General features: G+C 66.0%; 13 protein-coding genes. 8 read left to right on the top strand and 5 right to left on the bottom strand.

Annotation, left to right across the window (positions count from 1 at the left end; genetic code table 11):
* Window positions 1–26: 26 nt before the first annotated feature.
* The 3 genes from K1X12_RS10245 to K1X12_RS10235 are packed head-to-tail and all read right to left on the bottom strand — an operon-like array spanning window position 27 to window position 1,787.
* Window positions 27–443, bottom strand: a complete 417-nt coding sequence (locus K1X12_RS10245) for an HK97 family phage prohead protease (RefSeq protein WP_220987501.1) — start codon at window positions 441–443, stop codon at window positions 27–29.
* Window positions 433–666 carry a hypothetical protein gene (locus K1X12_RS10240; protein ID WP_220987500.1) on the bottom strand — a complete coding sequence of 78 codons (234 nt, stop codon included), beginning with the start codon at window positions 664–666 and terminating at the stop codon, window positions 433–435. The genes K1X12_RS10245 and K1X12_RS10240 overlap by 11 nt, the downstream gene beginning before the upstream one ends.
* A complete protein-coding gene (locus tag K1X12_RS10235) occupies window positions 663–1,787 on the bottom strand; it encodes a phage portal protein (RefSeq protein WP_220987499.1) in 1,125 nt (374 codons plus the stop codon). The genes K1X12_RS10240 and K1X12_RS10235 overlap by 4 nt, the downstream gene beginning before the upstream one ends.
* Before the next feature lie 230 nt (window positions 1,788–2,017).
* Here K1X12_RS10235 and K1X12_RS10230 point away from each other — a divergent pair, with 230 nt between their 5' ends.
* The 5 genes from K1X12_RS10230 (at window position 2,018) to K1X12_RS10210 (ending at window position 6,829) form a co-directional block, all read left to right on the top strand.
* Window positions 2,018–2,902 carry a ParA family protein gene (locus K1X12_RS10230; RefSeq protein WP_220987498.1) on the top strand — a complete coding sequence of 295 codons (885 nt, stop codon included), beginning with the start codon at window positions 2,018–2,020 and terminating at the stop codon, window positions 2,900–2,902.
* Window positions 2,899–3,495 (top strand): prolipoprotein diacylglyceryl transferase, encoded by a 597-nt coding sequence (locus tag K1X12_RS10225; RefSeq protein ID WP_220987497.1) that lies wholly within the window; start codon window positions 2,899–2,901, stop codon window positions 3,493–3,495. The genes K1X12_RS10230 and K1X12_RS10225 overlap by 4 nt, the downstream gene beginning before the upstream one ends.
* Before the next feature lie 150 nt (window positions 3,496–3,645).
* Complete coding sequence (locus tag K1X12_RS10220; RefSeq protein ID WP_220987496.1) at window positions 3,646–4,941, top strand: tetratricopeptide repeat protein; 1,296 nt, start codon at window positions 3,646–3,648, stop codon at window positions 4,939–4,941.
* 186 nt (window positions 4,942–5,127) lie between these two features.
* On the top strand, window positions 5,128–6,264 hold the full coding sequence (locus K1X12_RS10215; RefSeq protein ID WP_220987495.1) for an HPP family protein: 1,137 nt from the start codon (window positions 5,128–5,130) through the stop codon (window positions 6,262–6,264).
* 82 nt (window positions 6,265–6,346) lie between these two features.
* Window positions 6,347–6,829, top strand: coding sequence for a P-loop NTPase family protein (locus K1X12_RS10210; RefSeq protein WP_220987494.1), 483 nt, complete (start codon window positions 6,347–6,349; stop codon window positions 6,827–6,829).
* A gap of 24 nt (window positions 6,830–6,853) precedes the next feature.
* Here K1X12_RS10210 and K1X12_RS10205 read toward each other — a convergent pair whose 3' ends face one another.
* Together K1X12_RS10205 and K1X12_RS10200 are read right to left on the bottom strand one after the other, a co-directional pair.
* On the bottom strand, window positions 6,854–7,702 hold the full coding sequence (locus tag K1X12_RS10205) for a tyrosine-protein phosphatase (RefSeq protein WP_369426090.1): 849 nt from the start codon (window positions 7,700–7,702) through the stop codon (window positions 6,854–6,856).
* A 16-nt stretch (window positions 7,703–7,718) separates the two neighbouring features.
* Entirely contained in the window at window positions 7,719–9,068 is a 1,350-nt protein-coding gene (locus K1X12_RS10200; RefSeq protein WP_220987493.1) for a hypothetical protein, read from the bottom strand.
* A gap of 136 nt (window positions 9,069–9,204) precedes the next feature.
* Here K1X12_RS10200 and K1X12_RS10195 point away from each other — a divergent pair, with 136 nt between their 5' ends.
* The 3 genes from K1X12_RS10195 to K1X12_RS10185 are packed head-to-tail and all read left to right on the top strand — an operon-like array spanning window position 9,205 to window position 13,981.
* Window positions 9,205–10,788, top strand: coding sequence for a caspase family protein (locus K1X12_RS10195; RefSeq protein ID WP_220987492.1), 1,584 nt, complete (start codon window positions 9,205–9,207; stop codon window positions 10,786–10,788).
* Window positions 10,785–12,350, top strand: coding sequence for a trypsin-like serine protease (locus K1X12_RS10190; protein WP_220987491.1), 1,566 nt, complete (start codon window positions 10,785–10,787; stop codon window positions 12,348–12,350). The genes K1X12_RS10195 and K1X12_RS10190 overlap by 4 nt, the downstream gene beginning before the upstream one ends.
* The gene (locus tag K1X12_RS10185) at window positions 12,347–13,981 is read left to right on the top strand and encodes a caspase family protein (protein ID WP_220987490.1); all 1,635 of its coding nucleotides are present in this window, start codon (window positions 12,347–12,349) and stop codon (window positions 13,979–13,981) included. The genes K1X12_RS10190 and K1X12_RS10185 overlap by 4 nt, the downstream gene beginning before the upstream one ends.
* Window positions 13,982–13,983: the final 2 nt, after the last annotated feature.

Below are 13,983 nucleotides of genomic sequence, written 5' to 3'. Positions count from 1 at the left end.
GTCGTCTCCTTTGTTGACCATTTCCATCACGCCGCCCGGATCAGGCTTCGTCCCTGAACTGTAAATCTCGCGCCCCTCAGCATCGGCGCCTGCACCAGCGATATCTCCACGAGGTCCACCTCGATCAGCTCGCGCCCGCCGCCCGTTCGCGGCCGCCACAGCGTGGGGCGAAAGCCGATGGACAGCCCGTTCAGCCCGCGCCCCACCATCGCCAGCGCGCCGGGCGCCTCGACCAGTCCGCGCACGAACAGGCCGCGCCCGTCCTCGCTGATGCGCGTCCATTGCCCGGCCCGCGCCCCGTCCCGGTGCTGCATCAGCATGGGCAGGCTGCCCGCCCGCTTCAGGCTGCGCGCAAACGCGCCCGCCCTCACCAGGTCTCCGCTGTCGTCGCCCACGCCAAACAGGCTCGCATATCCCTCGATCAACACCGGCTCAGCGCGCATTTTCCGCCTCCAACCGCCGCTCCATCCGGTCCAGCTGCGCGCGCACAGCCGCCATCTCCGCCTCCAGCCGGGCCAGCCGCTCGGCCACAGGCCGCGATGTCGCCGCCGCTGCTTCCAGCGCGGAAATCCGCTCCGCCGCCGCGCCCGCCCAGAAGGCCGCCCCGCCCGCCTGCACCAGCACCGCCAGCACCAGCGCGACTGTCACTTTCCCCTGGATCCTCATGGCGAAACGTCCGCCAGCGCGCGCTTCTCTTCCGGCGTCAGGAAATCCGCCGCGCCGATCCGCGCCCACAGCGCCTCCCGCTCGCCCGCCAGCGCCGGCACAGCGTCCAGATCCAGCGTAACCGCCACATCCTCGCCAAACGGCTCATCCAGCCAGCAGGAAAGCGCCCCCGCAAAGCGCTGCGCCAGCGGTAACGCGGTCATCCGCCAGAAAGCGGCATTCGCCTCCCGATAGTTCGAATACGTATTGTCTCCCGGAATCCCCAGCAGCATCGGCGGCACGCCCAGCGCCAGCGCAATCTCCCGTGCGGCGGCGGCCCGCGTCTCCTGGAAGTCCATCTCCGCGGGCGAAAGGGAAAGGGCCTGCCATTGCAGTCCGCCTTCCAGCAGCATTGGCCGCCCGGCATTGCCCGCGCCAGAAAAGTTCTGTGCCAGTTCTTCCTTCAGCCGGTCATACTGTTCGGGCGGAATGCGCCCGCCGCCGCCATAGACCAGCGCGCCCGAAGGCTTCGCCGAATTGTCGATCAGGGCCTTGGCCCAGTCGGCGGCGGCATTGTGCAGGTCCAGCGCGCGGCGCGCGGCGGCCAGCGGCGGCAGGCCCATCGCCTCATCGCCCGGATTGTAGAGCTTCACTTGCAGGATGGGGCACCAACCGCCCGCGTCCCGCCCCACGCGCCGCTCGGTTCCCTGCCCCTTGATGGCCCAGGCCGAAACCCAGCCGCTCGCATCCTTCACCGGGCGCACCCGCTGCGTGCGGATGGGGTAAAGCGCGGCCACCGCCGTCTCCCCCGGCAGGCGCACAGCCTCCACAAAGGCGTTCCCTGTCAGCAGAAGATCCGTATACACCGCCTCCAGGAATCCCGCCGAGGCGGCCTCCGGCATCGGGTGGCGCATCAGGCGCCCAACAGCGTCATGGGAGGACCGCATCGGAATGGACGCCGCCGCCTCGGAAACCATCCGCACACAGCGATATGCCACCGCGTTTTTCAGGTATCCGTCCCGCGTCAGCGCGCCCGCTTCCCGCGATCCCCAGTTCGCCGCGCGCGGCTCGGAGAGCGCCACCAGCGGCCAGGCAGATTTCAGCTCCTGCCTTGATTTTCCGAATGGCCAGTTCCAGTTCAATTTCCGCTCCCTGCTTGCTGCCGGTTGTTCTCGACAGTTCGCAGTGTGAACCGGTGGCACCCCCCGGCGGATATCTCCGCCATTTTCACGGCGCGCATCACGCGCGCGTCATTGAATCATTGAGAAAGTTTTATCCGGCAGCAGGGCAGAAAAGCGTGGATAGAGGTGGCCTTGTCCCCCTATATCTGGCATGAGCCCCGCTCTGACAAAGACAGGAACAGAATCGAAACATGTCTGCCCGCGTCATTTCCATCGCCAATTCCAAAGGCGGTGTCGGCAAAACCACCACATGTGTCAGCCTGGCTGAGGCGTTTGCCGCTTCCGGCATGCGCACGCTGGTGATCGATCTTGATACACAGGCCAACGCCTCGCTGCTGATCTTCGGCAACAATGGCGATGAACACCTGTTCCAGGCGATCAACGACTACATGACCATTTCAGATTGGCTGCTGGAGAATTTCTTCGCCGGCGAACAACGCCGTCTGGGTGAATTCATTGTCACCGATGCGAGCGATGTGTCGTTCAAGGGCAAGCCCCTGCCGCTGGACCTGATCCCCTCCTCGCCGCGCCTTCGCAAGACAGAGCGCGAGCTGATCTTCGAACTCACCGCCAAGGGCTATGCCATGCAGGCCCTACAGAACCAGGTCGGCAAGCGCCTGCGGGATGACCTGAACCTGCTCAAGGCGCAGTATGACGTGATCCTGTTCGATTGCCCGCCCGGCATCTCGGTGATGACCGAAACGGTGCTCGCCGCCAGCCACCTGATCATCGTGCCCACCATTCCGGATTTCATGTCCACGCTAGGCCTCGACCTCTTCACTGGCGACATCATGAAGAATCTGCGAGACCGGGATATTGAAACGCTCCCGTGCGTGCTCGCCACCCGCTATGATGGCTCATCCCATCAGCAGGTCGTTCTCGGCGCGATGCGGGACGCTGCCAATGCTGCCGAGACCGAGTTTGCGATGTTCAAGACCGTGATCCCGATGAAGCCGGGCTTCGCCACCAACCCGATCGAGCTCGGGCCGGAGCCGACGCTGCAGGCCAAATGGTCGGGCGAAGCGCTCCAGATCATCGAACAGCTCCTCACGGAAGTGCGGGAGAAAGTTGCATGACCGAGCCTGGCGGCATCCACGGCGCAGATGCCCTGCGCGCCCTTCTTGGCCTTCAGGGCCAGCTTGAAGCGGTCTCCGACAAGGACTGGGCTGCCGCCGCCGGCATGATCGTCAAGAAGCTGCTGCTCTCGGCTGGCCAGACGCCGGAAAGCCTCGCGGTCATCAAGGCCGCTGTCGGCGAGGATATCTTCCTCCCGCAGCTGAAATCCCTCACCCACCATCAGGCCCGCCAGCTCGCTCGCCGCCTCGACAAGCGCGTGCCGGACTTCGAAGTCTCCACCGCCTCTGCCGCCGTCGCCCATGTCCGCGATCTCATCGCGGCGGTCGCCCTGCCGGAAGCTGAACCCGAGCCCGAAGCCGTCGAAACGCTCGAGGTAGAAACCGCCGAGCCTGCAGAAACCGCTGCAGAAACGCCCGCTGAACAGCCTGCCGAGCCGAAAAAAGACGCGTGGGGCGCCGGCTCCCTCAGCCTGACGGACGATACGCCCGCCGCTGAGCCTGCCACCACCGAAGAAAAGCCCGCCAGCAGCGACAGCGAAACCACGCCGCCCGCCGCCAGCCCCTATTTCGGCCGCCGCTCCTTCCGCACCTGATCCCAAAAGCTCCCTCTCCCGTGGGATAGGGGGTTGGGGGTGAGGGCCGCCTGCAAGGCATTCCCCCCTGAACAGGGGTGCGCCCTCCGCGCCAAATTCCCTCAAACATCAAGGCACGCCCGTCCCCTAGCTACCCTGGGAGCCTGCCTCATGCGCATCCTCGCCCTTGCTGCCATCTCGGCCGCCACCGCCTTCTTCGCCGCCCCTGCCAGCGCTCAGACCGAGTCCGAGCCCGCCTGCAATGCCGGCGACGCGGAAGCCTGCTTCTACACCGGCGCCGAATACGCCCAGGGCATCGGCGCCCCGGAAGACAAGCAGAAAGCCACCACCTTCTTCCTGAAGTCCTGCGACATGGGCATCCCCGATGGCTGCACCACCAGCGGATATTTCGCCATCAATGGCGATGGCAATGTGCCCAAGAATGTCGTCCAGGGCGTCGAATACATGGAGCGCGCCTGCGCGATGGGCCATGTCGATGGCTGCGACAAGAGCATCGGCCAGCGCCTCAGCGCCACCTCGCCCGCCCATGATTTCGACAAGGCCGTCGCCACCGCCAAGGCTGGCTGCGAAGCCGGCGTGCGCAGTCCCTGCTTCTGGGGCCTCTACTGGGCGTATGACGGCAGCGAGGGCAAATACCCTTCGATGATCGACGCCGCCAATGCCGGCTGGTTCGCCGAGCGCGCGTGCGACAAGTATCACGATGTCATGGGCTGCGACGTCGCCGCCCGCACCTACGCCAATCCCGACGCGCCCACCTTCGACGCCCAGAAAGGGCTCCTCTATTCCATGATCCGCTGCGACGAGCAGAACAGCGGCGGCGACTGCCGCAATGTCGCCGGCGTCTATCTCGCCATCGAGGAATACGACATCGGCGCCACCTACCTGCGCCGCGCCTGCGAGAAGGGCCACACGGAGTCCTGCGGCCGCGCCACCGAATGGGAAACCTACAATCGCGAAATGGCCGAATACACCGCCAAGATGGCCTCCCTCAACGCGATGGTCGACACTCCGCTCGCCCAGGGCCGCTATGGCGATGCGGTCAGCGCCGCCATCAACTCCACCGGCTCGCGCGATCTTGCCCAGAAAGCCATCCTCGCCACCAAGGCCGCCGGCCGCATGGGCGAAGTCTCCACCAACGATCTCTATGCCGCCGCCCTCTGGTTCAACTCGGGCCCGGTGCGCGCCGCCGCCGACGCCGAACTCTCCGCCCGCGGAACAGGTCTTGAGGGAACATTTGGTACCGGTACAAACGAGCCTGGCATGGCAGACGCCCGCTGGAACGCCCTCTACGGTTCCTCCGCCCCGCGCTACGCCTCCAGCAGCCCGTCTTCCTCGCTCCCGCCGATGAAAAGCGCCGCCCAGATCTCCGCTGAAACCAAGCAGAAATACCGCTGGGCCCACTGCACCATGCGCGGCAGCAACACCAGCGCGCAGGTCTGCCAGTAAAGTCCGGCCAGCAAGGCTCATCTCCCACCAGATCGTCACCCCCGCCACGCCGTGCGCGGGGGTGACTTGTTTACGTTATCGGCCTACGCACGCGCAGAATGCCAGCAGCAGGGCCAGAGACACGTGCAGCATCAGAAACACCCCCTTGGATGGCTCCACCATCTCAGCCGATGGTTTGGCCCGGCCATGGCCCGGCCCCGCTTTGTCGAGGCTGTCCGTGCCGGCGCCGGCGCGGGCCTTGCGCTCGCCCTCAGCGGCTTCCTCCTGCTCAGTGTCCATCACCAACTGGCCACAGACCTGCCTCACGGCCTGTTGCTGATCGCCCCGCTGGGCGCAAGCGCGTTCCTTCTGTTTGCCGTGCCCAATTCACCCCTGGCCCAGCCCTGGTCCGCGATCGTCGGCAACACCGCCTCTGCCCTCATTGCCATCACCGCCATCCTCAGCGGCCTGCCCCAGCTCGCCGCTGTCGGCGTTGCGATCACCGGCTCCATCCTCGCCATGGCAATGTTGCGCGCCATGCACCCGCCAGGCGCCGCCGTTGCCCTCGCCACGGTCCTCAGTGAACAGATGGTTCACGATCTTGGCTACAGCTTCGCCCTTGCCCCGGTGCTGCTGGATACGTCCCTCCTTGTTGTCCTCGCCATCGTCTGGAACCGCCTCACAGGCCGCGTCTACCCCTTCCGCCAGCCGGGAGAAGCCAACACCCACGGTACGCGCGATCGCCCGCCGCAATCCCGCCTCGGCCTCTCGCCGGAGGCCCTTGCCGGCATCCTCGAACGCTACCGCCTTTCCGCCAATATCGGCACGGAGGATTTTGGCCGCCTGCTCGCCGAAGCCGAAACCGAGGCCGCCCGCCTTCATGTCGGCGGCCTCACCTGCGGCGAAATCATGTCGAAAGACCTGACCACCGTAACGCCCCAGACCCGCCTGCGCGATGTGGCAGAGCTGTTCCGCCGCCACCGCTTCAAGACCCTTCCGGTCACCGGCCCGCAGGGCCAGCTTCTCGGCGTCATCACCCAGAACGACCTTATCCAGCGCGCCCGTGATGCCGCCATTCTCAATCAGTCGGGTTTTGCGCGCAGCCTGTCGGGGCTGCTGCTCGCCAGGCGCGGCGCGCCCCATCATGCCGAAGAGATCATGAGTCCACCGGGTGATACCGTTGCGCCAGGCGAGAGTATCGGCATCCTCGTCCGCCTGCTCGCCGATGGCGGCGTCCAGGCCGTGCCAGTCGTTGCGCCGGATGGCAGCCTCGCCGGTATCGTCACCCGGTCAGACCTGCTCGCCGCGCTTGCGCACATGCCTCTCTGGCGTCCCCCGAACTGAACCGCCCGTTCATGCCCACCGCGCTATCCCTTGCTGAAGCTGCCACAACGCTCGCCGCTGCCCGCCGCATCCTCGTCATCGGATGCTCCGGCAGTGGAAAAAGCACGCTCCCCGCGCCCTCGCCGCCCGCCTCGGCCTGCGCCATGTCTCGATGGACCGTGAGATCTTCTGGCTGCCCGGCTGGCAGGAACGCCCCCGCGATGAAGCCCTCGCGCGCCTTGCAGGCGTCCTCGCAGAAGAGAATTGGATCATCGACGGCACCAGCCCCGGCACGCTCCATATGCGCCTGCCGCGTACGGATCTTGTCATCTGGATGCGTCCGCCGCGCTGGGTCTCCTTGCGCGGCGCCTTCGGCCGCTGGCGCCAGTATCGCGGCCGCACCCGGCCCGACATGGCCGACAACTGCCCCGAGAAGATCGACTTCGAATTCCTGCACTACATCTGGACCTTCGAGCGTCTCGCCAGCCCGAAGATCCTGAAAGAACTCGTCGCCCACGGCCAGGGGGTCCCGCTCCTCACCCTGCGCTCAAGGCAAGAAGCAGACCGCCTTGTCGCGGGTCTGTGAGGGCGCGCCTGCGAACTGAATTGACTACTTCTCGATCAGCCGTTCACGGATGGCGTTCTGCATCTTCTCGTCCACCTTCAGCGTGTCGACGAGATAGGCATCCACCGAGCCTGCGCGCTCATTGATCGTGGCAAAGGCTTTTTCGAGATAGCGCAGGTGCACGCCCATGAACGGGCGGAACACTTCGGCCGGGTATTCCTTGCCCAGCATGTCGTTGAAATACGCCGCCGCCTCAGGCAGGCGCGCGGCAATATTCACCGCTTCATTGGTCAGATCATAGTCGGCGCGCACGTCTTCCTCGCTCACGCCAAGAATGTGATGCGTCAGGGCGCAGAGAATGCCCGTGCGGTCCTTGCCGGCGGCGCAGTTCACAAGGCCCGCGCCGTCGCCCGGCATGGCCGCCAAGTGTCCAAACCAGTCGGTAAACATTTCGGTATGGTGCGCCTTGAAGGGGGCCGCTTCGTAATATTCCACCATCCATTGATCGGCGGTTTCGGCGTCCACGCTCATCTGCGAGAGGAAGCGGATATGTGGCGCATCGGTTTCCCGCCCACCATCATGGGTGATGGTGATCGGCGCCTTGAAGCGCGTCTTGAACTTTTCCCGTTCGTCCGGGCGGCGCAAATCGGCCTGCACATGAATGCCCATTTCTGCCATCCGCGCCAGATCGGTCTCGGAGGCCTCCGCATGGTGGCCGGAGCGGTAGAGCCGCCCCATCTTCACCACGCCGCCATGCCGGCTTTCATAGCCGCCAAAATCGCGGAAGTTGCGGACAGTTTCAAGGTTCAGCAGTCTGGGTCGTGTCGTCATCCAGCCGGGGTAGCCCGCACCCGCCCGCCCGTCCAGTGACAATCCTGTGTCCCCCGCGCTCACGCCGGGGCAACGCCCCTCACGCCTCCGCCACCACTGTGGAGGCAAAATCCCCCTGGCTCAGCTTGCTGTCGATCAGCGCGGCAAAGGAAGTTGCCGTGTCGAAGACGCCGTTTTCGCTCAGCTGTTTCACCGCGCCGTCATGATCCCGGATCAGCCGCCCCTGGAGCGCCGCCACGCGTGGGCCGGACGAGCCGAACCGCAATGGCCGATAGGTCTCGGCAAAGCCCGCCTCGCCCTGATAGGCCAGCGCCGCTTCCAGCCCTGTCAGCAGCACGTATTGGAACCGCGTCTGCCCGTCTTCGAGGGCTCCGCCGTCGGCATCCACCGTCCCGGCCAGCTGGCGGAACTCGTCCCATGCGCCCTTGGTCTTCAGCCGCTCCGGCCTCACATAGTCGCCCTGGATCACCTGGCATCCGGCCGAGCCGTACACGAAGGTCATCCCCGCCGCGTGGATGTTGTGGACCGATCCCAGCGTCCAGGCGGTCGTCTGCAGGAAGGGGTTGTAGGTCAGCGTCGCCGCCGTGCGCAGCACCGGATAAGTCCCCTGCATCCGCAAGGCGCCGCGCTGCACGCCCGGCTTGCCGGCCAGATGGTCCCCGCGCCGGTACTCATAGAGGCCCGTGGGCAGCAGCGATGTCCCGCTCCCGCCCGTCACGAGGCTTTTGAACATATATCCCACCGCCGGCACGGTTCCGGCCCGGAACAGGGCAATCATGCCGTCCGCTGGGCGCCACAGGCCCATCGTGCAATCGAGCTTCAGGTGCGTCGGCGCGCCCTCGGTCAGCGCCTGCTCACGTACCCATCCTGTCGTGTTCACGCCATCGGGCAGATGGCAGCCGCGCAGGCCGAACACGACCACGGGCGCCTCCATATCCAGCACAAAGTCGTTGCGCGCCGCCAGCAGCGCCAGAAGCTCCGCCGACAGCACAAATTCCTGCGGCGGCGCAGCATACATCGCCAGATGCAGATAGTCAGGCGCAGAGGTGATCGCGGGCCAGGCCGGGACTTCGCGCTGGTCGGGCGGCAGGTTCCAGTATTTCTTCCCGGTCAGCTCCTCTTTCAGCTCATCGGTGATCGGCGGAATGGGAAACACCGCACTCATCGACCCCGCCGAGATAATGGACCGCACGATCGGCGTGCCGTCTTCGGCGAACTCCGGCGCCATCGGCTCGCCGGGGTCTTCCATCACGGCCATGTCGATCATGCCCGGCCCCAGCGCCTCGATCTCGGCCAGCACGGTATCGAGTTCGTACTGTTCTTCTTCGGAAAGTACCGGCATCGGCGCGCCTTCCGCCCAGCCGCGCCGCGCCAGCATCGCCGCCAACGCGCTGGCGCTGGCCATCTGCATGAATGTCCGCCGTTGCATGTCCGTCTCCCCACGGGTCAATCTGGGCGGGAAGATACACCCGTCCTGTTTTCCGGCGCAATGCATGGTTAATTTCCCATGGACAAGGCGACCAGCCAGTCTAATCTCCGCTCACGAAGAGTGGGTGGAACACGTCATGTTGCGTCTGTCCCGCATACGGGGCTATTTCGCGGTCCTGCTCCTGCTGCTCACGGCGGGGCTCGCCCCAGCTTTTGCCCAGTCCAAACGCGCCCTCATCATCGGCAACGGCAATTACGAACAGCTCTCGCCCCTCGAAGGCGTGCCCCAGCGCGATGCCGTCGGCTATGCCGAAGTCTTCGGCGACGCGATCGGCTTCGATGAGGTCATCGTCAGGGCTGACATCACCCAGGCCGATTTCCTCGCCACCCTAGGGGACTTCATCGACAGTATCGAGCCCGGCGATACGGTCGCCTTCGTCTTCTCCGGCCATGGCTGGTCGGATGGCTCGGAAAACTACCTTGCCTTCGTCGATGCGCCGCTCACGGGCACTGAATCCTCACGCAAGCTGCACACTGTCGCCCTCGGCCAGACGGTGCTGGACCTGATCCAGAGCCGCTCGCCCGGCGCGGTCATCGCCATTGTCGATGCCTGTCGCAACAACCCTTTCCGTGATCAGACGAAAAGCCTGCCCAAGGGGCTCGGCCCCCTGCAGGAACGCGAGGGTGTCCTCGTCGCCTTCGCCGCCGGCCAGGGGCAAACCGCCCTCGCCAGCCTGCCGGGCGACCGGGCCAACAGCTACTCCCTCTTCACACGTCACCTCCTGCCGCGCCTGGCCGATGCCCATCGCCCGCTCTCCCGCATCTTCGAGGATGTGCGCAAGCTCGTGCAGCAAGATGCAGACCTCGTGCCCCACTGGCAGCGCCCGGCAGTCTATTCCGAGCTTCCGCTCGACTGGTGCCTGGATGGCGATTGCCAGGGCGCCCTCAGCGAGGAAGGCGCCCTCTGGCTCACCGCAGCCGCCGGCGCAGGCACCCCCGAAGCCTGCAGTATCTATGCGGACTATATGACCCGCTACCCGCAGGGCGCCTATTACGCCGCCGCCAGCCGCCTGGCGTCCCTGCCGCCCTGCGCTGCCGAGCCGTCAAACTCCGTCCGCACGGAAGTCGCCGCGCTCTACGTCCCGGAGACCCGGCCAAACCCGACCGGCTGGCAACGCCCGCAAACAGGCCGATACGTCGCCTTTAACGCCGCCATCGGAGACATCTGGGACAAAGACACCAGCATTGTCACCGAAGAGGACAGGGTGATCTCCGGCGGCGGCATGATTTCCCTCCCCGAGGAAATCCTGGACCCCGATCCCTTGCCCGCAGGCCAATACCAGAAAGTCTGCGCCCAGACGGATGCGGTCGTCTATTTCGATTACGACCGCTCAGACCTCAATGCCGCCTCCGTCGCCACATTGCAGGAAATCGCAGGCGGCGCATCGGGCTGCGCCGTGTCCAGCGTCATCATCTCCGGCCATGATGATGGCACGCTGGTCAATGATGACGGCTCCACCATTTCGGCGCCCATGTCGCTGCGCGTATCGGGCCGCCGGGCGGACGCCGTCGCCGCGTTCCTGATGGCCGAAGGCGTGCCCGCCGAAAGGATCCTTACCCACGCCTATGGCGCCACGCGTCCGGCCTCTCCCGGCGGCGCCGCCGCCTTCAACCGGCGCGTCGAAGTCACCATCCTCTTTGATACGGATGCCACCAGATGATCGCCCGCCCGGCCCGCATTCGCGCCGCCCTGCTCGCCGTCCTCCTGGCGCTCGCGCCCGCCGCGGGCCTTGCGCAGGAACAGGCCGCCTGCTCCCGCCTGCCGCCTACGGATGGAACCAAGATCACCGATGGCCGCCCCGCCTTTGCGCAAAACTGGCCGGGCATCGCCTCGCTCCAGATCGTCTACCTCAATGGCAAGGGGGAGCATTTCTGCGGCGCCACGGCCATCACGCCGGAATGGCTGCTCACGGCGGCCCATTGCGTTGAAACCGTCCTCTCTGAAAACGGCGCCCGCCCGCGCTATTATGCCTGGAACCGGGAGGGGACAGACCTGCGCGCGCGCGGTTTCGTCAAGGCCATCCTCGGCAACAGCCGGCTGGACGAAGCCACCCCGGACGAAATCTTTTCCGTGGCCGAGGTCGTCGTGCATGGCGATTACATCCCCGGCAAGGCCGCGCTGGGCAACGATATCGCCCTCGTCCGCCTCGATCGCCCCTATTCCGGCCCGCTCGCCAGCCTCTCCCTTGATCCGTCAACTGACCGCCTCACGCCGCAAGGCGAGATTACAGAAGTCGCCGGCTATGGCCTGCTGGAGGAAGACCAGCCCCGCGCCGATTACGGCATCAGCTATCTCTCCGCCGGCACACGGATCGACGCGCCCTCCCTGCGCCTCATGGATGTCGCCATCGCCACCATGCCGATTTCCCTGTGTACGGAGAAGCTGAAGGCCGCCATCGCCGCCGAGGGTAAGCCGCTCAATTTCAGCATCGGCGACGCCCAGATCTGCGCCGGCCAGCCACGCGGCGTTGCGGACGCCTGCTCCGGCGACAGTGGCGGCCCGCTGGTCAAGCTCAACATGAATGCCTGCCCCTATCAGATCGGCATCGTCAGCTGGGGCATCGGCTGCGCCCGCGCCAACAGTCCGGGCGTCTACACCAAGGTCTCCGCCTATGCCGGCTGGATCGCGGCTGTCACCGGCCTCACCCTTGGCGAGCCGCCTGCGCGGATGCCCCCGGCTGAGGCGGCAGGCCCCGCCCTCATCGCCAGCCTCACGGCCCAGTCCGGCGGCCAGGTCGCCCCCATTCCCCTCCGCATGCTGCGCGCAGATGGCGCCCCTATCTCCTGGCTGAAGCCCGCAGCCCCGGTGAAGATCGAAATCACGCCCCCTGTTAGCGGCAAGCTCGTCCTCTTCGACTATAACAGCCGGGGAGAGCTGGCGCAGATTTACCCCACCGCCCGGCAGGCCGCCGATCCGTCGACGCGCTGGCCGACGCTGTCTGCGGGCACGCCCGTCCGCTTCCCGGATGATTTCAATTTGCCGCGCATCGGCGCGCAGGAGCCCTACGGCCCCCAATCGGTCATCGCCCTTCTGCTGCCGGAAACTGCTGACCTCCCGCTCAGCCCCGCTGGCGATTTCCAGCCGATCGAAAGCCCGACAGGCCATCTCCTCGGCCTCATCCGCGCCGCCATCCCGAAAGACGCCCCCCTCACCCTCGGCGCCGTCAGCTATTGCAGCGGCCCTCATGAATGCAGCACAGACACGGAGCCACCCTCCCCATGAAAGCCCCCTTGCTCGGCCTCATCGTCCTTGTGCTCGCAGGCGGCATCGGCGCCGGCGGCTACATGGCCTACTCAGGCGGCTTTTTCGCCGCGCCTCCCACCGCTGAAGAAGGCGCGTCCGGCATCAAGGGCAGCGCCAGCGCCGCCGACGGCGCGGTTACCCTCGCCAGCCTTGACGCCGCCATCGGCGCACAGCCTGCCTGTACGCCGGTCGAAACGCTGGATGCGAACAATCCCCGCCTCGCCCTCATCATCGCGCAGACGACCTATACGCGCGGCCCGTCGAATGTCGTCTCTGCCGAGGCTGAAGCCAGCCTCATCGCCAACGCGCTGTGCCGCACCGGCTTCAAGATCGTTCGCCACCGGGATCTGACCAAACCGCAAATGGAAGCAGCCATTGCCGATTACCGCGTCCAGCTCGACAATGCCGGTCCCGATGCCGTCGGCTTTGTTTACTATACCGGCCACGGCGCTCAGAACACGAACAATGGTCACAGCTACCTGCTTGGCACGGAGACAATGCTCCGCGCGCCGTCCGATGTCGCCGCTTTCGGCGTGGACCTTGCGGAAATAAGCGCAGACCTGCATGGCGCCGGGGCACGCGCGGTCATCCTGGTCTTCGATGCCTGCCGCAACATCACCACCGGCGGCGACAAGGGCAATGTCAAAGGCATCGGCTATCTGCCAGCGCCGCGTGGAATGCTGGTCGCCTACTCTGCCGATCTTGGCCAGCTTGCCCGCGAGGGGCTCTACGCACCCGAACTGGCCGCCGAAATCGCCCGCCCTGGCCAGACCGTCGAAACGCTGTTTGCCGCCGTCACGCACAGGGTCGTCTCCCGCTCGCTCGATCTCGGCATGGATTGCGCCAATCCGGATGTCTGCGGTGTCCAGCGCCCCTTTGTGGAGCCGCGCCTGTACGAGCCGATCTATCTGGCTGGCCAGGATGGCCCCGCCCTTGCCGATGCCACATTCCAATCCGCCGGTCCCGCCGGCCCGGCCAAGGATTTCCTCGCCGCCGATCCTGAGGCGAACATGCCGGACATGGATCTGGACCTGATGACGCCGGCAGAAAGCGCGCTCTTCATGCGCGCCTATGATGCGCATCTTTCGGCCACCCTCATACTGGAAGAATCCCGCAGCGCTGAAGCCCAGGCCCGCGAAGCCGCCTACCGTTACAAGGCTGCCGCCGAAGGCTGTACCGGCAGGGGCTATGAAGGCTCCTGCGACGACACGCAGGGCGTCCGCTACGGCGTCCACACCTATGGCGGCGCCTCGCAGGGGGAATCCTTCGCCGGCCGCTTCAAGTTCGGCAATCGGGACATCGGCCTCTTCCAATACCCCTATCGTCCGGACACCCCCATTGCGATCGCCACCTATGAAGGCGAGTTCCGCTCGGATTCCATAAACGCAGCGGGTAACCTGAATGGCCTGGGCACGCTGACCTATCAGGATGGCAGCATCTATTCCGGCCAGGTCCGCAATGGCTCAACCGATGGCTACGCCCTCTGCACCCTGCGCGACGGCACGGAAATCTATGGCCGCTGGTCCACTGGCGCCCTCAAGGAATGGATCACCCGCCTTCCCAGCGGCGACCGATCAGATATCGCTCCCCCCGGCTGCGGCAAGGACTGAAG

This window comes from Hyphomonas sediminis, from assembly GCF_019679475.1.
Classification (GTDB): Bacteria; Pseudomonadota; Alphaproteobacteria; order Caulobacterales; family Hyphomonadaceae; genus Hyphomonas; species Hyphomonas sediminis.
Note: the sequence above shows the minus strand (reverse complement) of the source record. Positions and strands in the feature narration are given on the sequence as shown.